The 22,068-nt window shown below is 69.9% G+C and carries 24 protein-coding genes; 12 read left to right on the forward strand and 12 right to left on the reverse strand.

Annotated features, from left to right (window positions below; translation table 11 throughout):
* Positions 1–55: 55 nt before the first annotated feature.
* Genes KBZ12_RS01285 through KBZ12_RS01300 form a run of 4 tightly spaced genes read left to right on the forward strand, consistent with a single transcriptional unit; the run spans position 56 to position 3,751 of the window.
* The gene (locus KBZ12_RS01285; protein ID WP_254955859.1) at positions 56–1,039 is read left to right on the forward strand and encodes a pyruvate dehydrogenase complex E1 component subunit beta; all 984 of its coding nucleotides are present in this window, start codon (positions 56–58) and stop codon (positions 1,037–1,039) included.
* A 1-nt stretch (position 1,040) separates the two neighbouring features.
* Positions 1,041–2,567, forward strand: coding sequence for a protein translocase subunit SecD (gene secD, locus KBZ12_RS01290; RefSeq protein ID WP_254955860.1), 1,527 nt, complete (start codon positions 1,041–1,043; stop codon positions 2,565–2,567).
* 9 nt (positions 2,568–2,576) lie between these two features.
* The gene (secF, locus tag KBZ12_RS01295; protein WP_254955861.1) at positions 2,577–3,530 is read left to right on the forward strand and encodes a protein translocase subunit SecF; all 954 of its coding nucleotides are present in this window, start codon (positions 2,577–2,579) and stop codon (positions 3,528–3,530) included.
* A gap of 41 nt (positions 3,531–3,571) precedes the next feature.
* Entirely contained in the window at positions 3,572–3,751 is a 180-nt protein-coding gene (locus KBZ12_RS01300) for a hypothetical protein (RefSeq protein WP_315859262.1), read from the forward strand.
* A gap of 27 nt (positions 3,752–3,778) precedes the next feature.
* Here the strand turns inward: KBZ12_RS01300 and KBZ12_RS01305 are convergent, their stop codons facing one another.
* The 3 genes from KBZ12_RS01305 to psb28 are packed head-to-tail and all read right to left on the reverse strand — an operon-like array spanning position 3,779 to position 6,227.
* Entirely contained in the window at positions 3,779–4,786 is a 1,008-nt protein-coding gene (locus KBZ12_RS01305; RefSeq protein WP_254955864.1) for an AI-2E family transporter, read from the reverse strand.
* Positions 4,783–5,856, reverse strand: coding sequence for an AI-2E family transporter (locus KBZ12_RS01310; protein ID WP_254955865.1), 1,074 nt, complete (start codon positions 5,854–5,856; stop codon positions 4,783–4,785). Before KBZ12_RS01310 ends, KBZ12_RS01305 begins: the two co-directional genes overlap by 4 nt.
* Positions 5,853–6,227, reverse strand: coding sequence for a photosystem II reaction center protein Psb28 (gene psb28, locus KBZ12_RS01315; protein ID WP_254955866.1), 375 nt, complete (start codon positions 6,225–6,227; stop codon positions 5,853–5,855). Before psb28 ends, KBZ12_RS01310 begins: the two co-directional genes overlap by 4 nt.
* A gap of 118 nt (positions 6,228–6,345) precedes the next feature.
* Here psb28 and KBZ12_RS01320 point away from each other — a divergent pair, with 118 nt between their 5' ends.
* Positions 6,346–7,092 (forward strand): GUN4 domain-containing protein, encoded by a 747-nt coding sequence (locus KBZ12_RS01320; protein ID WP_254955867.1) that lies wholly within the window; start codon positions 6,346–6,348, stop codon positions 7,090–7,092.
* 32 nt (positions 7,093–7,124) lie between these two features.
* Positions 7,125–7,550, forward strand: a complete 426-nt coding sequence (locus KBZ12_RS01325; RefSeq protein ID WP_254955868.1) for an ATP-binding protein — start codon at positions 7,125–7,127, stop codon at positions 7,548–7,550.
* Here the strand turns inward: KBZ12_RS01325 and KBZ12_RS01330 are convergent.
* The gene (locus KBZ12_RS01330) at positions 7,516–7,851 is read right to left on the reverse strand and encodes a DUF6439 family protein (RefSeq protein ID WP_315859261.1); all 336 of its coding nucleotides are present in this window, start codon (positions 7,849–7,851) and stop codon (positions 7,516–7,518) included. The two genes, KBZ12_RS01325 and KBZ12_RS01330, sit on opposite strands and share 35 nt — an antisense overlap.
* A gap of 65 nt (positions 7,852–7,916) precedes the next feature.
* On the opposite strand from KBZ12_RS01330, the gene KBZ12_RS01335 reads away from it, so the two are divergent.
* Positions 7,917–8,186: a hypothetical protein gene (locus tag KBZ12_RS01335; RefSeq protein ID WP_254955869.1), complete on the forward strand. Its 270-nt coding sequence runs from the start codon at positions 7,917–7,919 to the stop codon at positions 8,184–8,186.
* A 1-nt stretch (position 8,187) separates the two neighbouring features.
* Here KBZ12_RS01335 and KBZ12_RS01340 read toward each other — a convergent pair whose 3' ends face one another.
* On the reverse strand, positions 8,188–9,516 hold the full coding sequence (locus tag KBZ12_RS01340; protein ID WP_254955870.1) for a glutamine synthetase family protein: 1,329 nt from the start codon (positions 9,514–9,516) through the stop codon (positions 8,188–8,190).
* 163 nt (positions 9,517–9,679) lie between these two features.
* On the opposite strand from KBZ12_RS01340, the gene KBZ12_RS01345 reads away from it, so the two are divergent.
* Both KBZ12_RS01345 and KBZ12_RS01350 read left to right on the forward strand, forming a co-directional pair.
* Positions 9,680–10,198: an allophycocyanin subunit beta gene (locus KBZ12_RS01345; RefSeq protein ID WP_254955872.1), complete on the forward strand. Its 519-nt coding sequence runs from the start codon at positions 9,680–9,682 to the stop codon at positions 10,196–10,198.
* Between the two features lie 61 nt (positions 10,199–10,259).
* Positions 10,260–11,441 carry an alanine--glyoxylate aminotransferase family protein gene (locus KBZ12_RS01350; RefSeq protein WP_254955873.1) on the forward strand — a complete coding sequence of 394 codons (1,182 nt, stop codon included), beginning with the start codon at positions 10,260–10,262 and terminating at the stop codon, positions 11,439–11,441.
* Here the strand turns inward: KBZ12_RS01350 and KBZ12_RS01355 are convergent.
* On the reverse strand, positions 11,402–11,908 hold the full coding sequence (locus tag KBZ12_RS01355) for a nucleoside deaminase (RefSeq protein ID WP_254955874.1): 507 nt from the start codon (positions 11,906–11,908) through the stop codon (positions 11,402–11,404). The two genes, KBZ12_RS01350 and KBZ12_RS01355, sit on opposite strands and share 40 nt — an antisense overlap.
* 41 nt (positions 11,909–11,949) lie before the next feature.
* Between KBZ12_RS01355 and KBZ12_RS01360 the strand changes: the two genes are divergently transcribed.
* Entirely contained in the window at positions 11,950–13,407 is a 1,458-nt protein-coding gene (locus KBZ12_RS01360) for a pyridoxal phosphate-dependent decarboxylase family protein (protein ID WP_396100391.1), read from the forward strand.
* A gap of 128 nt (positions 13,408–13,535) precedes the next feature.
* On the opposite strand, the gene KBZ12_RS01365 is transcribed toward KBZ12_RS01360, so the two are convergent.
* The 4 genes from KBZ12_RS01365 to KBZ12_RS01380 are packed head-to-tail and all read right to left on the reverse strand — an operon-like array spanning position 13,536 to position 18,346.
* On the reverse strand, positions 13,536–15,131 hold the full coding sequence (locus tag KBZ12_RS01365) for a YcjF family protein (RefSeq protein ID WP_254955877.1): 1,596 nt from the start codon (positions 15,129–15,131) through the stop codon (positions 13,536–13,538).
* Positions 15,128–17,320 carry a transglycosylase domain-containing protein gene (locus KBZ12_RS01370; protein ID WP_254955879.1) on the reverse strand — a complete coding sequence of 731 codons (2,193 nt, stop codon included), beginning with the start codon at positions 17,318–17,320 and terminating at the stop codon, positions 15,128–15,130. The genes KBZ12_RS01365 and KBZ12_RS01370 overlap by 4 nt, the downstream gene beginning before the upstream one ends.
* Positions 17,301–17,777, reverse strand: coding sequence for a signal peptidase II (gene lspA / locus KBZ12_RS01375; RefSeq protein WP_254955880.1), 477 nt, complete (start codon positions 17,775–17,777; stop codon positions 17,301–17,303). Before lspA ends, KBZ12_RS01370 begins: the two co-directional genes overlap by 20 nt.
* A complete protein-coding gene (locus tag KBZ12_RS01380) occupies positions 17,777–18,346 on the reverse strand; it encodes a biotin transporter BioY (protein WP_254955882.1) in 570 nt (189 codons plus the stop codon). The genes lspA and KBZ12_RS01380 overlap by 1 nt, the downstream gene beginning before the upstream one ends.
* 82 nt (positions 18,347–18,428) lie before the next feature.
* Here KBZ12_RS01380 and KBZ12_RS01385 point away from each other — a divergent pair, with 82 nt between their 5' ends.
* On the forward strand, positions 18,429–18,716 hold the full coding sequence (locus tag KBZ12_RS01385) for an NAD(P)H dehydrogenase assembly family protein (protein WP_254955884.1): 288 nt from the start codon (positions 18,429–18,431) through the stop codon (positions 18,714–18,716).
* On the opposite strand, the gene KBZ12_RS01390 is transcribed toward KBZ12_RS01385, so the two are convergent.
* Complete coding sequence (locus KBZ12_RS01390) at positions 18,676–20,001, reverse strand: pitrilysin family protein (RefSeq protein ID WP_254955885.1); 1,326 nt, start codon at positions 19,999–20,001, stop codon at positions 18,676–18,678. The two genes, KBZ12_RS01385 and KBZ12_RS01390, sit on opposite strands and share 41 nt — an antisense overlap.
* Positions 19,998–21,272 (reverse strand): pitrilysin family protein, encoded by a 1,275-nt coding sequence (locus tag KBZ12_RS01395; RefSeq protein WP_254955886.1) that lies wholly within the window; start codon positions 21,270–21,272, stop codon positions 19,998–20,000. The genes KBZ12_RS01390 and KBZ12_RS01395 overlap by 4 nt, the downstream gene beginning before the upstream one ends.
* Positions 21,273–21,314: 42 nt before the next feature.
* Here KBZ12_RS01395 and KBZ12_RS01400 point away from each other — a divergent pair, with 42 nt between their 5' ends.
* Positions 21,315–22,067: a phycocyanobilin:ferredoxin oxidoreductase gene (locus tag KBZ12_RS01400; protein ID WP_254955888.1), complete on the forward strand. Its 753-nt coding sequence runs from the start codon at positions 21,315–21,317 to the stop codon at positions 22,065–22,067.
* Position 22,068: the final 1 nt, after the last annotated feature.

Here is a 22,068-nt window from a genome sequence, read left to right on the forward strand (position 1 = left end):
AGCACCTTCGCCGCCGGCGGCTGAGATAGGTTGGCCGCGCAAAGGCCCCCGCTCCGTGGCTGAAACTCTCCTGTTCAACGCCCTGCGCGAAGCCATCGACGAGGAGATGGCGCGCGACCCCCATGTCTGTGTCATGGGTGAGGACGTGGGCCATTACGGCGGCTCCTACAAGGTCACCAAGGACCTCTGTGAGAAGTACGGCGAACTGCGGGTTCTGGACACCCCCATCGCCGAGAACAGTTTCACCGGCATGGCCGTCGGTGCGGCCATGACCGGCCTGCGGCCGATCGTGGAGGGGATGAACATGGGCTTCCTGCTGCTGGCCTTCAACCAGATCTCTAACAATATGGGGATGCTGCGATACACCAGCGGCGGCAACTACACCATCCCGGCGGTGGTGCGTGGACCCGGCGGTGTCGGCCGCCAGCTCGGTGCCGAGCACAGCCAGCGCCTCGAGGCCTACTTCCACGCCGTGCCGGGCATCAAGATCGTTGCGGTGAGCACCCCCACCAACGCCAAGGGCCTGATGAAGGCCGCCATCCGCGATAACAATCCCGTGCTCTTCTTCGAGCACGTTCTGCTCTACAACCTCAGCGAGGACATTCCCGAAGGCGACTACATCTGCGCCCTCGACCAGGCCGAGGTCGTCCGTGAAGGCAAGGACGTCACGATGCTCACCTACTCGCGCATGCGCCACCACTGCCTCAAGGCGGTGGAGCAGCTGGAGGCCGAGGGTGTCGACGTCGAGCTGATTGACCTGATCAGCCTCAAGCCCTTCGACATGGAGACCATCGCCCGCTCCATCCGCAAGACCCACAAGGTGGTGGTGGTGGAGGAGTGCATGAAGACGGGTGGCATCGGCGCCGAACTGATCGCCCTGATCACGGAGCACTGTTTCGACGACCTCGACGCCCGGCCTTTGCGTCTCTCGTCCCAGGACATCCCCACGCCCTACAACGGCAATCTGGAGAACCTCACCATCATTCAGCCGCACCAGATCGTCGCCGCGGCACACGATCTGAAGGCGGGTCGTCGCTGAGATGGGACGCCAACAGGGCTGGTTCGCCCTCATCCTCGCCCTCACGATCGCCTCCGGCGCCCTCCTAGCCAATTACGGACTGCAACTGGGTCTCGACCTGCGCGGCGGCAGCCAGCTCACCCTCCAGGTGATGCCCGCTGGCGCCATCACCCGGGTGGACACCGAGCAGCTGGAGGCCGTCAAGGACGTGCTGGAGCGCCGGATCAATGGTCTGGGCGTGGCTGAATCCACCCTCCAGGCGGTGGGCAGCGACCAGCTGGTGCTGCAGCTCCCCGGCGAGCAGGATCCCAGCCAGGCAGCCCGGGTCCTCGGCAGCACGGCCCTGCTGGAGTTCCGGGCCCAGAAGCCCGGCACCGAGCAGGAGATGCAAGGTCTGCTGGGCCTCAAGCGCCAGGCCGAGTCGGTGCTGCGCTCCAAGCGCCCCCCCTCCGCCCTCGACGACCCCACGGCCACACCGGCGCCGCCGCCGGTCACCCTGTCGGCGGAGGATCTGGCCAAGGCGCTCCGGTCCCTTGGCATTCAGGTTCCCGCCGGCACCAGCGAGATCGACCAGCTCGAGCTGCTGCTCCGGGAGACCAATCGCCGCATCCTCGCCCTCTACGGCCCTCCCCTGATCACCGGCAAGGACCTCACCAGTGCCGGCCGCCAGCAGCAGGCCACAGGAACCGGCTGGGAGGTGACCCTCGGCTTCAACAGGGAAGGGGGCGAGAAGTTCGCCGCCCTCACCCAGTCGATCGCCGGCACCAACCGGGTGCTGGGCATCGTCCTCGATGGCCGCTCGATCAGCGAGGCCAGCGTCGGCGAGCAGTTCAAGGTGGCCGGTATCACCGGTGGTTCCGCCTCGATCAGCGGGAACTTCAGCGCCGAGGAGGCCCGCGACCTGGAGGTCCAGTTGCGGGGTGGCTCCCTGCCCCTGCCGGTGAAGATCGTCGAGGTGCGCACGGTCGGACCGTCGCTGGGGGCTGAGAACATCCGCTCCAGCTTGGTGGCGGGCCTCTCGGGTCTGGTGCTGGTGGCCGTGTTCATGGCGGTGGTGTATCGCCTGCCCGGGATCGTGGCGGTGGTGGCCCTGAGCCTCTATGCCCTGTTCAACCTGGCCATCTACGCCCTCATCCCTGTCACCCTCACCCTTCCCGGCATTGCCGGCTTCATCCTCTCGGTGGGGATGGCCGTGGACGCCAACGTGCTCATCTTTGAGCGCATCAAGGAGGAACTGCGCGGCGGCAACACCTTGATCCGCTCCATCGACACGGGCTTCGCCCTGGCGTTGTCTTCGATCATCGATGGCCACGTCACCGGTCTGATCAGCTGCGCCGCCCTGTTCTTCCTCGGCACCGGCCTGGTCAAGGGCTTCGCCGTCACCCTGGCCATCGGCCTGGTGCTGAGCCTGTTCACGGCCCTCACCTGCACCCGCACCCTGCTGCGCCTGCTGATGAGTTACCCGGCTCTGCGGCGCCCCACCTATTTCCTGACGGCCCGCCAGTTGCCCCCTGCCAAATCCGCCACGCCCCAACCCGGACTGGCCTGAATGACTGCCATGACCCCTGCCCCTAATCCCCGCTTCCGCATCAGCCGCTACCGGCGTCTGGCCTGGGTGGGCTCGTTGCTGGCCTGTGGCCTGAGCCTGCTGGGCCTGGCGCTCTGCTGGCTGAACCCGGCGATCGGCGCGCCGTTGCGGCCTGGACTTGATTTCACCGGTGGCACCCAGGTTCAGGTGGAACGCGACTGTTCCCCCTGCAAGGCGATCAGCGCCGCCGAGATCCGCCAGGGCCTCACCAGCCTCGACCTGCCGTCCCCTGAAGGGGAGATCGCCCCCAGCCTGGGCAGCGCCTCGGTTCAGGTGCTCGACGGCGGCCGCTCCCTGCTGCTGCGCCTGCCCGCCCTTGAAGCCGACCAGAGCAAGGCCCTCATCGATGGCCTTGCCGGCAGGTTCGGCCCGCTGCTCAAGAGCGGCACCTCGGTGAACACGATCGGCCCCACCCTCGGCTCCCGACTCCTGCAGGGGAGCCTCATTTCCCTGCTGGTCAGCTTTGCGGGAATCGCCGTTTACATCTCCTTCAGCTACAGCGGCGTCTTCGCTTTCCTGGCCCTGCTGTGCCTGGCCCACGATGTGCTGATCACCTGTGGCCTGTTCGCCTGGCTGGGGCTTCTGCAGGGCATCGAAGTCGACTCCCTCTTCGCCGTCTCCCTGATCACCGTCGCCGGCTATTCGGTCACCGACACCGTGGTGGTCTACGACCGGATCCGCGAGCAGCGACGCACCCTGGGTGATCTTTCCCTGGTGGACCAGGTGGATGTGGCGGTCGACGCCACCCTCACCCGCTCGCTTTACACCTCCTTCACCACCCTGCTGCCCCTGGTGGCCCTGATCTTCTTCGGCGGCAGCACCCTGTTCTGGTTCGCGGTAGCCCTCACCGTGGGCATCGCCGTCGGCAGCTGGTCGAGCATCGGTGTGGCTCCCACCCTGCTGCCGGTCCTCTCCAAACGATGAGAGGCCCCGATCGTGTTGAGGGGCCCCGGGGTGGCTGGCCCATGCTGCCGGTGGTCCTGCTGGTGCTGGCCCTGATCGATCTGCGGGTGGAGTTGATCCTGCTCTGGGACCATTTCACCCTGACGTCCCTCACCGCCGCCGTGCGCTCCCATCTGCTGGCCGTGGCGGTGCTGCTCAGCCAGCCCTCCCTCTGGCACCACTACCGCCGCTCCCGCGGCTGAGGGGATCGGGCCGATCGACCGCCGCGATCAGGTCAGATCCCAGCGGTCCATCACGTCCCGCACCAGCACCTCTTCGCAGGCCACCTGCAGCACCACCACCAGGGGCAGGGCCAGAAGCAGCCCGGGCAAGCCCAGCAGGGCCCCCAGACTCAGCTGGGCCATCAGGGCGACGGTGGGCAGCAGGTTGACGGTGCGGCTCAGCAGCAGGGGTGTGAGCAGGAACGCCTCGCCGTTCTGCAGCAGCAGGCGCAGCACCAGCACCTGGACCACCTTCGCCGGTGAGATCAGCAGGGCGACGGCCAAGGGCAGCAGGGTGGCGGCCGTCGGGCCGATGGTGGGCACGAAGGTGAGCAGACCGCAGACCAGGCCGCTCAGCAGCGCCAGGGGCACCTGCAGCAGGGCCAGGCCCGCCCAGGTGGTGACGAACACCACGGTGCCGGAGATGGTCATGCCCGCCAGCCAGCCACCGAGGGCCTCGCGGCATTCCCGCAGCAACTGTTCCATGCGCCGCCGGTAGAAGCGGGGTGTGGCGGCGATCACCAGGCGTTGATGGCTGACCGGATCGAGCGCCATCAGGATCGCCAGCAGCAGCATCAGCAGCAGCTGGATGGTGCTGTTGGCGGCGCCACCCGCCACGCCGAGCAGCTGGCTGCCCAGGGGCTGGAGCCGGTCCCAGAGGCTTCCATCGTCCAGCTGCCGTTCCAGGTCGCGCAGCAGGGGGGTCTTGGGAACCACGTCGCCGAGCCGCTGGACCAGCTCGGGGACCAGCTGGCTGAACTGGCGGATCTGGTCAATCAGCTCCGGCAGCAGCAGATTGCCCAGGAGCCAGCCGATCACGACCAGCACCAGCAGCACCAGCGACAGGGCCGCCCCCCGGTTCAGACGGGTGAGCCGCCGCAGCAGGGAGGTGGGCACATCCAGTGCCACCGCCAGCACCACGGCGCCGAAGAGGATGAGCAGCACCCAGCGCAGTTCCCAGAGCAGCAGGAACAGCGCCACAAGGGCCAGGGCCCCGAGCAGGGTGCGTGCCTTCATGTCTGCCGGCGCTCCCGCTTCCAGGGGTCGAGGATGTCATGGATCAGCAGATCCCGTAGCAGCACCTGCAGACACACCGCCAGCGGCAGGGCGAGCAGCAGGCCGAGGGGGCCGAACAGCAGGGTGAACAGAAGCTGGGCGGTGAGGGTCAGGCCCGGCAGCAACTGCAGCTGGTGGTGCATCACCGAGGGGGTGATGACGTAGCTCTCCAGGTTCTGGATGACCACGTAGACCACCAGGACGGCCACGGCCTTCCAGGGAGCATCCAGCAGGGCCACCGACATCGGGAAGATCGTGCTGAGTGTCGGTCCCACGTTGGGAATGATGTTCAGCAGGCCGGCCAGCAGGGCGTTGGCCGCCACCAGCTTCACGCCCAGCACGGACAGGCCGATGGCCGCCAGCAGCCCCACGCAGAGGGAGCTGATCAGCACCCCCACCATCCAGCTGCTGAGGGCCGTACCGCAGGCCACCAGCACCTGCCGCAGGCGCCGCCGATAGAAGGAGGGTGCCAGCAGCAGCAGGGCCTCCCGGTAGCCGGTGGGTTGGGCGGCGACCATCAGGGAGACGGCTACCACGAACAGGGTCTGGAGCAGAGCGGCACCGAGATTGCCGGCCACACCCACCAGGCCGATCGCGCCGCCGCCGAGCCGGCCCAGCAGATCGGGGGGCAGGGTGGCGGGAATCGAGAGGGTGGATTTGAGCCAGTCCAGGTTGCCGTCCCTGCGGCCGTAGACCATCTGGGACGCCCCCTCAAGCGACTGGCGCACCAGCTTCAATAGCTCGGCCCAGGCCCGCGGCACCTGCTGCACCAGTTCGCGGAACTCGGCGATGAAGGGGGGGATCACGACCGTGGCCACCAGCAGCACCACCAGCGTCACCAGCAGCAGCGCCAGGAGAAGGGCGATGGGCCTGGCCACGCCGAGGCGTTCCCGGATGGCGCCCACCAGGGTGCACAGGGCCATGGCAAGCACCACGGCGGCGAACAGAAGGATCAGGGCGTCACGCAGGCTCCATAAGAGAACCAGCGCCGCCAGCAGGGTGATCAGGCCCAGCCACTGGCCGAATTTCAAGCCTCCTCCTGGCCCTCCTCGGCCGGCTCGTCACCCTGGCCGGCAAATCCCAGACCATGGCCGTCGGCATAGCGCTGGGCGAAGCGCATGAAGCGCTCGAAATCCGCGGTGCTCTTCCAGGTGTAGGTGGCTTCCAGGGCGCTGGCCTTGCCGTTGACGAAACGGGCCTTGACCTCCCGGGTAACCATCTCACCCTCCTCGTCGAGCATGAACATGCCGGTGATGTCACCCACGGCCTGGGGGGCCAGGGCCTTGGGCTCCTCGAACACGAAGGTGGCCTGGCCGGTGCGGCCATCCCGTGACCTTGTTAGGCGGATGTCGGGCACGACCGTCTCGTCCACCCCGCGGAAGAACTGAATGGCGGCGGCCATGGCACTCGCACAAAAGGGGACTTTAGGCAGACCCTGTCCCGGCTCCCCCTGTGGCCGTGCCCATCGGCCCTGACATAGTGGATTTCACCATGCTGCCTCTTCGGCTGGTCGTCTGCCCATGCTCTCCGGTCCACCGGTTTTCAGCACCGTCGATGCCGAACAGCTGCTGGAGCGCTTCCTGGCGGGCTCGGCCCGTCAGCGCCGCAGCCTCCTGGGCCCCCTTGTGCAGGCCGGCTCCGACCTGCTGCAACGGATCCCGGACCGGCTCGACCGGCTTGATGCCACCGGCGACGACTGGGCCGCCGGCCATCTGATCCAGCTGCTGCTGGCGTCGCCGGACACGGGCCTGCAGCAGGGGTGGCTGGCGCGCCACCCCGACGGCTGGCTCGCCGTCGCCAGCGTCGCCGGCCTCGACTACGCGCCGCTGCAACTTCATCTGATGCGGCAGGCCTTCGAGGAGGCTGACCGCCTCACCAGCGAGCACCTGCGCCAGCTGGCCGGTGAAGCGGCCGTGCGGCGCGGCTACGTCTATTACAGCGAGGTTGCGGCGATGCCGGCCACCGACCTCACCAGCCTCGACCGTCTCTGGTGCTGCTATTCCCAGGGGCGTTTCGGCTTCTCGGTCCAGGCCCGCCTGCTGCAGGCGTGTCAAGGGCAGTGGGATCGGCTCTGGCCCCGGCTCGGCTGGAAAAGCGACGGCACCTGGACCCGCTACCCGGGCTCCTTCCAGTGGTCGCTGGAGGCGCCGGAGGGCCACATGCCCCTGATCAACCAGCTGCGGGGTGTGCGGTTGATGGACGCCGTTCTGCAACATCCCGCCATACAGGTCCGCCTGGGGGATTCACCGGCCGGGCGCGCGCGTTAGGTTCCGATGAGGCGAACTGGAATACCTGCTTCATGCAGCTCCGCTGGGCCGACTACATCACCCCCTCCACCCTGCAGCTGGCCCCGCTGGTGGAGCTGCTGCTTGAACCCATTGGCTGCGCGCTGCGCCAGGCGGAGCTGCAGCTCGGTCTGCAGGAGGCCCTGGTCAATGCTGTGCGTCATGGCAATGGCTGTGATCCCGGCAAGTGCCTGAGGGTGCGACGCATCGTCACCCCCCGCTGGGTGGTCTGGCAGGTGCAGGACGAAGGCCCGGGGCTGCCGCCCCATGCCCGCCGCAGTGCCCTGCCCTGCCAGCACGACGCCCCCTCCGGCCGGGGCCTGTTCCTGATTCATCACTGCTTCGATGACGTGCGTTGGAGCGGCCGGGGCAACCGGCTGCAGCTGGCGGCACGGCGGGCGGCGGTCAGCGACCGTGGGCCGGACAGCCAGGATCGCTGATCTCGGCCCGCAGCCAGGCCTGGGCGTTCTCCAGCAAGGCGATGGCGCTGCGCCGACCCTCGGTGGCTGCGCCGGCGGCCGGTTGGTCGGCGGCCAGAAGCTGAACCAGGGCTGCCGCCACCTGTTCGGCCGCCCGCCGGGAGCGTTGGTGCTTGAGGGCATGCCAGTCCCGGTCGCCGATGCTGAGCTGGCGATGCAGGCGTTCGGCCAGGGGCAGGGCCTCCGGCGGCCACGTCCGGTGCGACGGGATCGAAGCTTCGGAAGGAGAGGCCTTTTCGGCTGGAACGCTGGTGGCTGCCACTGGACGATCGGACCGCAGTGGTCCCATCCTGTCGTTCCAGGTCTCGCCCTGTCGAACGCGCCAGCATGAGCCAGCACCAGCGCCCCCGTCGCACACCGTCATCCGGTCTGCTGCACCATCTGGCGGCGGTGCTGAGCATCGCCGGCCGGCCGGGGGCCGTTGCCCCCACTGGCGTGACCCTGCGGCGGCGGCGGCAGAAGCTCGTGCTGGCCCAGAGGCTGCTGGATCCCCTTCCCGACGCCCTGCTGCCGAGCAGCCGCCACGGTGAGCGGTTCTGGTCAGCCCTGCGCTGGGGGGGGCTGGGGCTGCTGCTGGCCTGGCTGCTGCGTCCTTGAGTCAGGCGATGGGGTCGCTGGCGAACTCGAGGGGATGGGGCCTGTGCTCCAGCTCCTCCAGCTCCCGGCGTTTGAGGCTGATCCAGTCCTCGAGCAGCTCCTGGCTGAACACGCCACCGGCGAGGAGGTAGTCATGGTCGGCGGCGAGGGCCGCCAGGGAGCCGCCCAGGTCGGTGGGCAGGCTGGCGCCACGGGGCGGGGCGGAACCGGCGGCGGACTCCAGATCGCTGGCGGAACCGGGATCGCTCTGGCGGCGCACGCCATCAAGCCCGGCCAGCAGCATGGCCGCCAAGGCCAGGTAGGGATTGGCCAGTCCGTCCGCCTGCCGCACCACCAGCCGGCGCTTGTCGGGGTCGCTGCCGCTGTCGGGAACGGCGACCACCGTCGAGGGGTCGTTCCTGGCGTAGGTCAGGCGGGTCGGGGCCTCGGGGCCGCACCGCAGCCGTCGGTAGCTGTTGACGCCGGGGTTGGTGAAGGCGGCCAGGGAGGGGCCATGGTGCAGCAGCCCGCCCAGGTACCAACGGGCGGTCTGGGACAGGTCGCCGTAGGTGCCTTCGCCGCAGAACAGGGGCTGACCGGTCCTCCAGAGGCTCTGGTGCACCGCCAGGCCGGCACTGATGGGCTCCAGGGTGGGCCTCGGCAGCACGGTGGCGCTGCAGCCGTGGCGCTGGGCGACGTGACGCAGCACGTAGCGGCTGACCATCAGGGCATCGGCGGCCCGCAGTGGGTCGGCGCTTCCCAGGGTCAGCTGCTGCAGGGACCCCATCGGTGCTGGCTGGCCGAGGCGGGCCCGCAGGCCCAGGGCCGCCAGGGTGAGCAGCAGCTCGCTGCAGAGCGCCTCCGGTGCTTCCGTGCCATGGACGACCCGGCAGCCATATCCCTGGGCGTCGCCGTGCCAGGTCAGATCGCTGAACAGGAAAAAGTCCTGCGTCACGCCGAAGCGGGCCGCATCGGCCAGGCCGCTGCCGGCCAGCAGGGCCAGGGCGCGGCCAGCCAGGGAGCGGGGGCAGTGGCGCAGGTTTGCGTCTGCCGCCGCCGGCGCCTCGAACGACGCGATCAGGCTGAGGCTTCGGGGGGAGAGATAGGGGTCGATCCAGGCGGTGCCGGGGTCCGGATGCAGCACCAGACCGCTGGCAAGGCTGTTGAGGGAAAGGCTTTCCCGGCCAAGGCTGTCGAGGCCAAGGCCCTGCTGAAAGGCCCCCTCACCGAACTGGTGGGTCTCCAAGCCGAACGAATGCCAGCGCCCCTGCAGGTCACTCACCTTGAGGTCGATGCGCTCGATGCCGTCCTCCCCGAGGCGGCGCAGGACGTCCTGGGCGGAGCTGGCCATGGCGGTGGGCGGATGGGAAGGCTGCCGCCACGATGGTGCCGCCCCGGCGGACCGGTGGCCGCGTAACCGTTTCTGTCAGATTCCCCAGAACCAGCCGCAGGACAGGAATCTGGCGGATTGCGAGTGCTACCTTCCGCTGCAGGTGCGTCGATCCGTTTCGTCCATGCGAGATGCCATCACCGGTCTGATCGGTCGCTACGACCAGCTGGGCCGCTATTTCGATCGTTCCGCGATCGATCGGATCGATGCCTATTACGGCCAGGCGGAGTCGCGACTCGCCGCCGTCGAGCTGATCAATCGGGAAGCGGCCGTCATCGTGCGCGAGGCGGCCCAGCGCCTCTGGCTTGAGGATCCCGAACTGCTCCTCCCCGGTGGCAACGCCTACACCACCAGGCGCCTGTCGGCCTGCCTGCGCGACATGGACTATTTTCTGCGCTACGCCAGCTATGCCCTGGTGGCCGACGACTTCACCATCCTCGACGAGCGCGTTCTCAACGGACTCGATGACACCTACAAGAGCCTGGGTGTCCCCACTGGACCGACCGTCCGCAGCATCGCCCTGCTCGGCGAGGTGATCGCCGAGATGCTGGCCGACGCCGGCCTGGTGGACACCGGCCTGGTTCGGGCCCCCTTCGAGCACCTCTGCCGCGGCCTCGCCTCCAGCAACGTGCGCGCCCGCTGAGCGGCAATTCTCTAGTCTCAGATCACTTCTGCCGCTCCGCCAGGTCTTGCCCCTTCCCCCAGTGCCTCCCACCGTCAGCAGCACCCACAGACTCGCTCTGGATCCCATCGCCACCCCGGAGCGGCTGCTGCTTGGCCCTGGCCCTTCCAACGCCCACCCCACGGTGCTGCAGGCCCTGGCCCGGATGCCGATCGGGCACCTCGATCCCCTCTACATCGAGCTGATGGGTGAGGTGCAGGAGCTGCTCCGCTACGCCTGGCAGACCGACAACCGACTCACCATCCCGATGAGCGGCACCGGCAGCGCCGCCATGGAAGCCACCCTGGCCAACACCATCGAGCCCGGCGACAAGGTGCTGGTGGCCGTGATGGGTTACTTCGGCCAGCGCCTGGTCGATATGGCCGGCCGCTATCGGGCCGACGTCGTCACGATCGAGCGGCCCTGGGGAGAGGCCTTTGATCTGGCCGAACTCGAAGCTGCCCTGATCACCCACAAGCCCGCCATCCTGGCGATGGTGCATGCCGAAACCTCCACCGGCGTGTGTCAGCCGATGGAAGGAATCGGCGAGCTCTGCCGCCAGCACGACTGCCTGCTGCTGCTCGACACGGTCACCTCGCTTGGGGCGGTGCCGCTGCACATCGATGCCTGGCAGGTGGACCTGGCCTACAGCTGCAGCCAGAAGGGTCTCAGCTGCCCCCCCGGCCTGGGCCCCTTCACGATGGGTCCGCGGGCCGAGGCCAAGCTGGCTGCCCGCTCCGGCAAGGTGCCCAACTGGTACCTCGATGTCTCCCTGCTCAACAAGTACTGGGGCAGCGACCGGGTGTACCACCACACCGCACCGGTGAACATGAACTTCGGCATGCGTGAGGCCCTGCGGCTTCTGGCCGAAGAAGGGCTGGAGGCCGCCTGGGCGCGACACCGCAGCAATGCTGAGCGCCTCTGGGCCGGTCTGGAGCGTCTGGGCCTCGAACTGCATGTCAGCGAGCCCCTGCGTCTGGCCACCCTCACCACTGTCCGCATTCCCGAGGGGGTCGACGGCAAGGCCTTCAGCCGCCATTTGCTCGATCGCTTCGGCATCGAGGTCGGCGGCGGGCTCGGGGATCTGGCCGGCAAGGTATGGCGCATCGGCCTGATGGGGTACAACAGCACCCCGGAGAACGTCGATCGCCTGCTCGGCCTCTTCGCCAGCGAACTGCCCGCCTTTCAGTCGTCCCCTGCCGCTGTGGTCGCCGCCATCGCCTGACGGGCCAGACGCCGCTGACGGAACCACCCCTCGAGTTGCTGGCTGGCCCGCTCGCCCCGCACCCCACCGCTGACCGCCATGTGGTGGTGGGCGCTGGGATGGCTGGTCAGGTCGAGGCTGCCGCCGAGGGCACCGCGCTTGGGGTCCCCGGCGGCGTAGATCACACGGCCCACCCGCGCCTGGATCAGGGCACCGGCGCACATCGGACAGGGTTCAAGGGTCACCAGGAGGGTGCAGCCGTTGAAGCGCCAGTCGCCCCTCGCAGCCGCAGCCTGGCGCAGGGCCAGCAGTTCGGCATGCCCCAGGGGATCCGCCCGTCGGTGGCGGTGGTTGCTGCCCCAACCGACACAGCGGCCGGCCTCATCCAGTAAAGCGGCCGCCACTGGGATTTCCCCCCGGGCCCCGGCCGCCTCGGAAAGCCGCAGGAGCCGGTCCATCCACAGCAGGCTGACGGCATCACTCACCATCCTTTTTTTCTAGCCATCCCTCCGCCAGGGCAGGCGGCAGAATGGCCAAGCCCCCACAGTCGCCGTTGGCCAGCGTCCCCCCCGCCCACCGGCCATCGCCGTCCCCTCGGGACTTCGGCGCCTTTGCCGATCCTTTTGAACTCGACCCGGCCCTGGAAGAGGTCCTGCAGCAGGCGTCCGGACTCCTCTGCCGCTGGCTTGGCCAGGCCGGCCACGGCACCCCCCTTCCAGGGTTAAGTGTGCTGCCGGCGGTGGAACCGGAGCTGGCGGGACTGGGAAGCGACAGGCTCCTGGCCGATCTGCAGCTGGTGATGGAAGGGGCCTACAACCCCAACCACCCCGGCGCCCTGGCCCACCTCGATCCGCCGCCCCTGTCGGCCTCGATCGTGGCCGACCTGATCTGCGCCGGCCTGAACAACAACCTGCTGGCCGAGGAGCTGTCCCCCAGCCTCAGCCGACTGGAGCGGGCCCTGTGCGCCTGGATGGCCGGCCGACTTGGTCTGCCGGACGGGGCCGGTGGCGTGGCCGCCAGCGGCGGCAGCCTCAGCAACCTCATGGGCCTGGTCACCGCCCGCCACCAGCGGGGCCTGGCCTGCCGGGGGGACGCGGTGGTGCTGTGCAGCGAGGAGGCCCACGTGTCGTTGATGAAGGCCACCGCCGTGATGGGTCTGCCGCCCGACGCCCTGGTGCAGCTCCCCGTGACCGCTGCCGGCGCCCTTGAACCCCAGGCCCTCGAGAAGCGGCTGGCGCAGCTCGACCGGGCCGGTACGCCGGTGATCGCCGTGGTGGCCACCGCCGGCACGACCGTGCGCGGCGCCCTCGATCCCCTGGAGCCGATTGCGGCCCTGTGCCGGCGTTACGGCCACTGGCTGCACGTGGATGGGGCCATCGGCGCGATCTTCGCCTTCAGCGACCGATTCCGCACTCGGCTCGCCGGTCTGGGGCTGGCCGATTCGGTCACGGTCAACCCCCAGAAGCTGCTCGGCATCACCAAGACCTCCTCCCTGCTGCTGCTGGCGGATCCACGCCACCTGCAGCGGGCCTTTGCCACCGGACTGCCCTACATGGAACCCAGCTGGGGCGGCGGCCACCAGGGGGAGGCGGGGCTGCAGGGCACCCGGCCAGGCGAGATCCTCAAGCTCTGGCTGGGTCTGCGCCAGCTCGGCCTCGACGGCGTGGCCGCCCTCATCGACGCGGCCGTCCAGCGCCGAACGGACCTGGAGCAGCGGCTGCGGGCCATCGGCGGCCTCAGCCTCTGCAGCGGACCCCTGCACCTGCTCGCGTTCCGGCCCGAGGGCTGTGAAGGGGCGGAGGCGGAGCGCTGGAGTGCCGCCACCCGGGCGGCCCTGCTGGCTGAGCAGCTGATGCTCTCGCGGCCGGTCTACCGGGGCCAGCACCACCTCAAGGCGGTGCTCGGCAACCCCCATACGCTCCCGTACCATCTGGAGCGGCTCAGCCAGGTGGTGCAGCAAAGCCTGGCGGAGCCCACCCATGGCTGAACCAGTGGCTGAATCGTTGCCGGATCCGATCCCCCCCAAGGCCCCGTCGAAGGATTCCCGCGGCAGGTGGGTGGCGATCCTCACGGGTGCCCTCTCGATCCTGATCGGGGTGGCCTACCTGGTGCTGATCACGGTGCTGGATTCCCGCGGTCCCCTCCAGCCGCCCCCTCCCGAGGCCCTGGTCGGGGCGGTAGCCGCCGTCTCTGGCGTTGCTGCAGGGGTTCGACCACCCTGTTGAGGGCTGTATCCAGGAAGCTGCGCAGTATCCCCTCCCGTTTGTTGAGGTCGTATTCGCGTTGCAGCACCTCCTGCAGGCCGCCATCGCCCCAGTCCTGGTTCTGGCTGAAGTACGTGATGAAGCTGCGTCCCGCCACCCGGGTCAGCCAGGCCGCGCTGACCGCCTGAATCGCCCGGCTGACCACCAGGGCGGGGAGATTGAGGCTGAGGGCCGAGGTGATCAGACCCACGCCCCCCTTGACCAGCCCCAGCCCGGCCAGGGTCCGGCCCACCGAGAGGGCCAGATCCTGGGCGTTGTCGCGGCTGAGGCTGACGCCGTAGACACGGCCGATCTCCACCACCATCTGGGCATTGACCGCGGCGGTGGCGAGCAGGTCGACGCCCGGCAGTGGGGTCACCATGACCACCCCTGCGCCGATCCACATGTAGCGATCCACGATCGAGCTGGCGTCGCTGGTTCGTTGCCGGTCCAGCAGGTCCTGGCTAGCCTGGTTGAGGCGGCGGCATTGCAGCAGCAGGTTGTCGGCGATTAGCTCCTCGCCATCGGCATGCAGAACGCTGGCGATGCGGCGCAGCAGGGCCTCCACCTCCGGCGACGGCTGCAGCGGCCGGCCCCCGGGCATCGGCACACTCTGCGGGGCTGCGCTGGCGGGGATCACATCCTCCGGGGCGAGCCGTCCGGCGCAGCGTTGCCGCAGCAGCGCCAGCAGGCGCCGCTCCTCCTCCTCGCCGCGCAGGTCGCACTTGTTGAGCACCAGCAGCAGACGCTTGCCCAGCCCGGCCAGGGCCTCGAACACCTCCAGCTCACTGGCGCGCAGGTCACCATCCAGCACCAGCAGCAACAGATCGGCCCTGGCGGCCAGTCCCCTGGCCAGCCGCTCCCGCTCCCTGCCCTGGGGGCCCGCTTCGAGGATGCCCGGGGTGTCCTCCAGGATCACGGCGCGGGGCAGATCCCGCAGCCGCAGCCGGTAGCGGGTGGCGGTGGTGGTCGAGCCCATCGGGGCACCCACCTCGCCCACCAGCTCCTGCAGCAGGGCACGGATGAGCGAGGTCTTGCCGGCCGATCCGGTGCCGAACACGACGATCACCAGGTCGCCCCGTTCCAGTTCCGCCTCCATCCGCTGCCGTTCCTGGCGCAGGGCTTCGCGCTCCACCGCGTGGCGCACCTGCTCCAGGGTGCGGTCGATGGCGCCCAGATTGCGCTGGGCCGCCTCGCGGCGGCTGGAGGGCACGGCCGCGGGCACGCCCTTGCCCGCCCCCGAAGGGCCCGGACGACGCCACTTCTGCAGCCAGGGCCAACCGACCTGGGCCAGGGCCAGCAGCAAGGCCACCAGCACGATCAGCATCAGCGGCCCAACCATCCAGTAGGGCAGCCAGGTGCTCAGGGTCCACTGCAGCTGCTGGACCGCCTGCAGCACCATGCCCAGCACCACCAACGCCAGCAGACCCAGCAGGATCCAGAGCCAGAGGCGTTGGGGCAGCTTCATGGCCCCGGTGGGGCCGAGCGCACGATCTCGCCGAACAGGGAGGCCGCCAGGGCGCTGCTGGCGGCGGTGGGGCTGTTGTCATCGTTGCCCAGCCAGATGCCGATCACCCACTGGCGCCTGGGCGCGTAGCCCACGAACAGCAGGTCCCGGCCTTCGTTGGTGGTGCCGGTCTTGCCCCAGCTGCCTGCGCCCACATAGGCGGCGCTGCCGGTGCCGCCGCTGACCACCGCTTCCAGCAGCGTTCGCATCGCCTTGGCGGTGGCGGGGGTCATCACCCGGCGCCCGGGGCTGCTCACCGTCCGGGAGCTGCCCGCGGAGGCACGGCAATCAGCCCCTCCCCGCTCCCCCTGCGCCTGGGAGACGCCGCAGGCTTCGGCATCGGTGAGCCGCCGGATCGTGGTGGGCGCCCGCCAGAGCCCATCGGCGGCGACGGTGGCATAGGCCGCCGTGAGCTCCAGCAGGGTCACTTCGCTCTGGCCCAGGGCCAGGCCCGGCACCGGGGCCAGGGGGCTGGTGAAGCCCAGATCCCTCCCCTTGCTGACGACGGCGTCGAGGCCATCTTTACGGGCCAGGCGCAGGGCGGCGGTGTTGCTGCTGATGGCCAGGGCCTGGCGCAGGCTGAGGCTGCCGCCACAGCCGCTGGCGAAGTGCTGGCCGGCCCAGTCCAGCGGTGCGCAGCTGATCCGGTCGCCGGGCCGGGCGCCCCGTTCCAGGGCCACCACGTAGGGCACGAGCTTGAACGTGCTGCCGGGCTGTCGCAGGGCCATCGAGGCCCGGTTGAACTGGCTCTGCAGGTAGTCCCGACCGCCGGCGATGGCGCGGATCCCCCCCGTGCGGCTGTCGATCACCACCACGGCTCCCTGGCTCACCCCCAGGGAGCGGCTGGCGTCGATGCGCTGCCGCAGCACCAGCTCTACCCGCTCCTGCAGCAGGGGATCAAGGTGGGTGTCGATCAGGAAGTTGCCTTCGGCGGCCACCTCCTTGCCCACCAGGTTCTCCAGGTCGCGGCGCACCTGGTCGGTGTAGAAGGGGGCCCCCCGCTGCTGGGCGGAGCGGCAGGCATCCGGGGCCAGCCGGATCGGTTGGCGTCGGGCCCGCCGGGCCTGATCGGCGCTGATCCGGTTGCTGGCGGCCATCTTGTCGAGCACCTGGTTGCGGGAGGCCAGGGCGGCCGTGGGATCGATGCAGGGGTCGTAGCCATTCGGGGAGGGCAGCAGGCCCACCAGCAGCGCCGCCTCCTCGAGCTTCAGGGCCGCTGCCGGCCGGCCGAAGAAGCGCCTTGAGGCATCTTCGAAGCCCCAGACGGCACCGAGATAGACCCGGTTGAGGTAGCTCAGCAGCAGCTCCTGCTTGCTGAAACGCGCCTCTAGCTGCAGGGCCACCAGCAACTCGCGCCACTTGCGCCCCAGGGTTTCGCCCTGCCCGACCTGCTCCGGGTAGAGGCTGCGGGCCATCTGCTGGGTCAGGGTGCTGCCGCCCTCCAGCACCCGGCCGCCGAGCAGGTTGGTGAGCAGGGCGCGGGCCGTGCCGATCGGGTCCACCCCCGGATGCCACCAGAAGCGGTTGTCCTCACTGGCCAGCAGGGCATCGATCAGGACAGCGGGATAGGCGGCCAGGTCGGGCAGTTCGCGGCGCTTGCGATCGGTCACCGACGCCACCGGCCGATTGCTGCGGTCGTACAGGAGCAGCGGCCCCCGCACCGTCGCCAGGCTGCCGCTGGTGGGCACCTGCAGCAGGGACAGGGCCAGCAGCAGGCTGCCCGCGCCCGCCACGGCCACCGCGACCCGCGCCCCCCAGCGCCCCTTCCAGGAACGGCGCAGGCCCCCCTCAGGCCCGAACAGCAGCGTGGGCAGATCCTCCTGATCAGCGGGCCCGAAGCGCACCCGATCCCCCTCGCGCAGCACCAGCTCCCGCACCCGGCGGCCCTGCCACCAGAGCCCGTTGGTGGAGCCGGCATCGCTCAGTAGCCAGTGGCCGCCGTGGTTTTCCAGCAGGGCATGGTGGCGGCTCACGGCCGTGTGGTCGATGACGATGCTGTTGTCCGTGGCGCGGCCGATCCGGTAGAGGCTGCCGTGCAGCGGATGGCTCTGCTCCGGCAGGCCGGGGCGCAGCACCCGGAGCTGGGGACCTGCGGCCGATGAGCGGGGCCGCAGCCGCCGCTCCAGCCCCTCAAGGATGGCGGTCGGCATGGGGTCGCAGCAGATCAAGGAGGAAGCACGCCACGGCCAGGTTGATGGCCACGTCGGCGAGGTTGAAGATCGGGAAGTGAATCGGGACGAACTCCAGGAAGTCCACCACCGCCCCATAGCGCCAGCGGTCGATGCCGTTGCCCACGGCCCCTCCGAGCAGCAGTCCCAGGGCCAGGCCGCTCCAGAGGCCGGCGGGAGGGCGCCAGAGGATCCAGACCAGCAGCCCCAGGCTCACCAGGGCGCTCACCAGACCCAGCTGGATCGATGCCCCGGTGAACAGGCTGAAGGCGGCGCCGGTGTTGCTGAACCGCTGCAGTTGGAGCAGGCCAGGCAGCAGCGGCCGGATACTGCCGTTGGCGAGGTGGTCGAGGGCCCAGGCCTTGCTCATCTGATCGAGCAGCAGGGCAAGGGCCGCCAGCAGCACGATCCCGAGCCGCCGGCGCAGGGGACGGGCCATCACGAGGGCACCAGCAGCAGCCGGCGCAGCAACCAGCCCAGAACGCCGGCGGCGCAACAGAGCAGCAACTGGGGCAGCAGGGCCAGGCTGTAGCCCACCACCAGGGTGAGGGTGTCACCCCCCCAGCGGCCGGCCAGGCTGCCCAGCAGCAGGTTGGTGAGGCCGCAGAGATGCAGCACCACCAGGCCGATGGCGGCGGCCCCGGCGAGGGTGAGCGGGTCGTCCATGCCCGGCTGGCGCGCCAGCTTGCCGGTGATCCAGGCGGCCGGCAGGAAACCCGCCAGGTAGCCGAAGCCCGGATCCAGCAGGTAGCCGATGCCACCCCCCTCGTGGAACACCGGCAGCTGGAACAGACCGACGCTGAGATAGGCCACGGCCGCCAGGGTGGCACTGCGGGGCCCGCAGACCAGGGCGGTCAGGAGCAGGGCCGGCACCTGCAGGGTGATGCCGAGGGGCCGCACGCCCCAGCCACCGGCCTCATGGAATGGGAAGGCCGCCGGCACCAGACCGCCGACAAGGATGAGCAGGAGGCCGGCGATCGCTCCGCTCCAGGTGGCAAGGGCTCGCAATGAACCGTCCGTGGCTGGCGCCCATCCTGCTCCAGCTAGGTTCGGCTGAGAAGGGCCCCCAGCCCGCTGGAGCGCCGTACCGATGCCGGATCTCACCCCCACCGATCCCGCGATTCCCCAGGAAGCGCCTCCGGAGGCGGCGGAACCGGTGCTGATCCATCTGGGTGATGCCGTGCGGCTGCGCCAGCCGCTCCGCTACCTCAAGACCGCCGACCCGATGCCGATGCTGCGTCCCCCGGATCTGGTGGATCCAGGGGAAGTGGGCCGGGTGGTGGAAATCCGGGCCCTGGAGCTGAGGGCCATCCGTTTCCGCCGCGGCACCTTCCTGATCAACCTCTCCGATCTGGAGCCGGCCTCCCCGGACGGCTGAGTCCATGGTTCAGCCAGGCCTGGTGCGCCCGCTCCAGGGCCGGGGCCGGGCCTACCAGGCTCAGACTGGGAACGGCCAGCCAGCGGTGGGCCGCCGCCCGCAGATCCTCGGCGTCGAGCCCCGGAGCCCGCTCCATCACCTGGCGCACATGGTCGGAGGGCAGGCCATGGCTGAGCACCAGGGCCTGGCGCTCGGCGATCTGGGAGCAGGTCTGGCGCCCCATGGCGTCCTGCCCCTGGAACTTGGCCAGGGCCAGCAGCCGCGAGCCCTCGTCAAGAGGTTCATCCAGGAGCCGTTGCCACTCCTCCAGCAGGCAGGTGGTGGCCTCAGCCACCCGCTCAGCCGAGGTGGACAGGTGCATGACAAAAGGCGGACCACCGGAATAGGCCGGCAGGTGCACACCGACGTCGTAGGCCAGTCCTCGCTCCTCCCGCATCGTGATGAACAGTCGGCTGGACATGCCAAGACCCAGGTGCGCCTGCAGTAACCGCAGGGCCAGGGCGTCGGGATGGCCCAGGGGAACGGTCGCGGCCCCCAGCATCAGCACCACCTGTTCGGTGTCCTGCACGTGCTGTCCAAAGTGCCCCGTGGCGAGCGGTGGACCGGCGAAGGCCTGGGGCCGGGGGGCGTGGGTGCTCCAGGGGGACGCCGCCAGTTCCCGTTCCAGCGCCTCCCCCAGGGAGGTGGGGGCGTCGCCGCAGAGCACCAGCACGGCGCCGTCGGCCCCGAGGCCATCAGCCAGTGGCCGCAGGTGTTCCGGTTCGAGACCGGCGAGTTCCGCCTCGATCCCGAGGGGGTCATGGCCGTAAGGACCATCGCCGTAGAGAAGGCGGCGCAGCTGGTCGTGGGCCAACTGGAAGGGGTCCTCCTTCTGGCGCTGCAGCAGCTGCAGATTGAGCTGCCGTTCGATCGCCACCTGCTCGGGCTCCAGCCTCGGCCGCCGCGCCATCGTCAGCAGCAGGGGGACGAGGGTGGGGGCATCCTCGGCGGCACATTTCAGGGCCAGCACCAGACCGTCCTCCTGGGCCTCCACCCGCAGGGCGGCGCCGGCCCCCTCGACGCAATCGGCCAGGGCCTCGGCATCCAGGTCGCCGCAGCCCCGGGTCATGCTGCCGGCCAGCAGCTGGTGGGCGCCGCGGGCACCGGCGGGGTCGCGGCCGCTGCCGCCTGGGATCGCCAGGCGGGCCGCCAGGATCGCCGGACCGGGTCGGTGCAGGATCCGCAGGGGCAGGCCCCCGTCCAGGCTGCGGCTGTCCTCGGCGGTGGCAGAAGTGGCGAGGCTCATGCCGGCACCGCCTCGAGCAGGCAGGCCCGGGCCGGATCCAGCAGGTCCAGCATCTGCTCCTGGAGACGGCCTGGCGACCAACGGTCCAGCAGCGCCAGCGGCTGGTCGAGGGGCTGGTTCCGTCCCCAGAGGCGGCTGCTGCCGATCAGGGACGCCACGCCGCCGGGGGATTCCAGGGAAAACCGATAGCCGTTGGCGACCAGTCGGCGGGCCCGCCACCATTCCTGCTCGCCGAGGGGCTCCTGGCGAAGCTCCTGCCACACCTGGGTGATGGCCCCTCGCACCGCGTCCAGGTCCTCCTCGTCGCAGACCGCCTCCAGCAGGGCGAAGCTGCCGCCCTCCATGGCGTGCAGGTCCAGGTCGATGCTCTCGACGATCTGCAGCTGCTCCCGCAGGCGGTCGACCAGACGGCTGCGCCGACCCTCCGCCAGCACCGTGGTGCCCAGATCCGCCCCCACCAGCCCCTCCACATCGCTGGCGGCAGGCAGCCACCAGAGCATCAGCAGCCGGGAAGCCTCCAGCCTCGGCACGGCCAGGCGGTGCACCCCCGGGGTGACGCGAAGGGTTGCCGGGGCCATGGCCGCGTGGGTGGTCGCCAGGGCCGCGAGGGGGCCCGCCGCGGCCCGCGCCAACAGATCCCCGTCCGCCACGGCGCCGCTGAGGGCCAGGACGCAACGGCCGGCGGCGTACTGACGCTGATGGAAGGCGGCCATGGCGGCCGGGTCGTGGGCCACGAGCGCCTCCCGCCGCCCCAGGATCGGCAGACCGTAGGGGTGATCGGGGCAGGCCAGGGCCAGCAGGCGCTGGATGGCCACCTCCTCGGGCTGGTCCTCGCTCTGGGCCAGTTCCTCCAGCACCACCTGCCGCTCCATGCTGAAGCTGTCCGAATCGAGGCGGGGCTGCAGCACCAGATCCAGCAGCAGATCAAGGGCTTCGGCGCCCCCCTCCGGTGGCATCAGGGCGTGGAAATGGACATCGTCGAAGCCGGTGGCGGCGTTGCTGCTGCCGCCCAGCGCCTCGATGCGGCGGTCGAACTCGCCGGCCGCCAGCCCGTCACTGCCCTTGAACACCATGTGCTCGAGGAAATGGGCGATGCCGCTCTCCATGGGCGTCTCGAAGGCGCTGCCGGCCCGGCACCAGAAGTCGAGGCAGACCAGGGGGGCGTCCTCCAGCTCCAGCTGCACCAGCTCGACGCCATTGGCGAGGGTGTGGCTGACGGGATCGGCCAGCCCGGGCAGCAAGGACCCGCAACAACCCAGGGACACACTCACGCACGCATGGCAGGATCCGCATTCTGCTGTCACGACGTGTCCATGGGTGAGGTCGCTCCGGCCGGAGACGGTGGCATCCATCCGCTGGTGGATGGCCTGGCCGAGCGGATCCGGCTCTGTCGCCATGCGCTCCCGGAACTGGCGCCAATGGCGATCGATCCCGACCTGGAGGCGATCAGCGGCAGCCTGGACGGGGATGCCCTCTACATCCGTAATGAGGTGCACCGCTGCCGGGGCCTGCGCAAGCTGCACCTGGAGACGGCCCGGCTGGGCGCTGGACTGCAGATCCTCCACTGCGTCTTCTTCCCCGATCCCCGCCACGATCTGCCGGTGTTCGGCGCCGACATCGTGGCCGGCAAGGCCGGGGTGAGCGCCGCCATCGTTGATCTCTCTCCGGTGGGGGAGGCGCTGCCGGCGCCGATCGCCGCGGCCCTGGCGTCCCGCCCCCGTCAGGCCTTCGAGCAGGTGCGGGAGTTGCCGCCCTGGGGCTCGATCTTCTCTCCCTACGTGCTGTTCGTCCGGCCGGGGTCGGAGGCGGAGGAAAAGGGGTTCGTCGAGGAGGTTGCCAGCTTCCTCGGCGTGCTCGCCGAAGCCGCCAGCGTGAGTCCTTCCCAAGCCCATGACCATCCGGCTACGGTTGCCCGATGGCAAGGGCAGTTGAGGTATTGCAAGCAACAGAAACAAAACGACAAGACCCGGAGGGTTCTGGAGAAGGCGTTCAACCCCCAGTGGGCGGATCGCTACATCGAAGACCTGCTCTTCGACGACCCACCGGCCCCTGGCGCAACGGCCTGAT

It is taken from the genome of Cyanobium sp. Cruz CV13-4-11, assembly GCF_024346055.1.
In the GTDB taxonomy this organism is placed as follows: Bacteria; Cyanobacteriota; Cyanobacteriia; order PCC-6307; family Cyanobiaceae; genus Cyanobium.

What these genes read in the sequence shown, in the direction of transcription:
- secD (WP_254955860.1), top strand. Translation starts at nt 1,041, where the DNA reads ATGGGACGCCAACAGGGCTGGTTCGCCCTCATCCTCGCCCTCACGATC.
- secF (WP_254955861.1), top strand. Translation starts at nt 2,577, where the DNA reads ATGACCCCTGCCCCTAATCCCCGCTTCCGCATCAGCCGCTACCGGCGT.
- KBZ12_RS01300 (WP_315859262.1), top strand. Translation starts at nt 3,572, where the DNA reads ATGCTGCCGGTGGTCCTGCTGGTGCTGGCCCTGATCGATCTGCGGGTG.
- KBZ12_RS01305 (WP_254955864.1), bottom strand. Translation starts at nt 4,786, where the DNA reads ATGAAGGCACGCACCCTGCTCGGGGCCCTGGCCCTTGTGGCGCTGTTC.
- psb28 (WP_254955866.1), bottom strand. Translation starts at nt 6,227, where the DNA reads ATGGCCGCCGCCATTCAGTTCTTCCGCGGGGTGGACGAGACGGTCGTG.
- KBZ12_RS01320 (WP_254955867.1), top strand. Translation starts at nt 6,346, where the DNA reads ATGCTCTCCGGTCCACCGGTTTTCAGCACCGTCGATGCCGAACAGCTG.
- KBZ12_RS01325 (WP_254955868.1), top strand. Translation starts at nt 7,125, where the DNA reads ATGCAGCTCCGCTGGGCCGACTACATCACCCCCTCCACCCTGCAGCTG.
- KBZ12_RS01335 (WP_254955869.1), top strand. Translation starts at nt 7,917, where the DNA reads ATGAGCCAGCACCAGCGCCCCCGTCGCACACCGTCATCCGGTCTGCTG.
- KBZ12_RS01340 (WP_254955870.1), bottom strand. Translation starts at nt 9,516, where the DNA reads ATGGCCAGCTCCGCCCAGGACGTCCTGCGCCGCCTCGGGGAGGACGGC.
- KBZ12_RS01345 (WP_254955872.1), top strand. Translation starts at nt 9,680, where the DNA reads ATGCGAGATGCCATCACCGGTCTGATCGGTCGCTACGACCAGCTGGGC.
- KBZ12_RS01355 (WP_254955874.1), bottom strand. Translation starts at nt 11,908, where the DNA reads ATGGTGAGTGATGCCGTCAGCCTGCTGTGGATGGACCGGCTCCTGCGG.
- KBZ12_RS01360 (WP_396100391.1), top strand. Translation starts at nt 11,950, where the DNA reads ATGGCCAAGCCCCCACAGTCGCCGTTGGCCAGCGTCCCCCCCGCCCAC.
- KBZ12_RS01365 (WP_254955877.1), bottom strand. Translation starts at nt 15,131, where the DNA reads ATGAAGCTGCCCCAACGCCTCTGGCTCTGGATCCTGCTGGGTCTGCTG.
- KBZ12_RS01370 (WP_254955879.1), bottom strand. Translation starts at nt 17,320, where the DNA reads ATGCCGACCGCCATCCTTGAGGGGCTGGAGCGGCGGCTGCGGCCCCGC.
- lspA (WP_254955880.1), bottom strand. Translation starts at nt 17,777, where the DNA reads ATGGCCCGTCCCCTGCGCCGGCGGCTCGGGATCGTGCTGCTGGCGGCC.
- KBZ12_RS01385 (WP_254955884.1), top strand. Translation starts at nt 18,429, where the DNA reads ATGCCGGATCTCACCCCCACCGATCCCGCGATTCCCCAGGAAGCGCCT.
- KBZ12_RS01390 (WP_254955885.1), bottom strand. Translation starts at nt 20,001, where the DNA reads ATGAGCCTCGCCACTTCTGCCACCGCCGAGGACAGCCGCAGCCTGGAC.
- KBZ12_RS01400 (WP_254955888.1), top strand. Translation starts at nt 21,315, where the DNA reads ATGGGTGAGGTCGCTCCGGCCGGAGACGGTGGCATCCATCCGCTGGTG.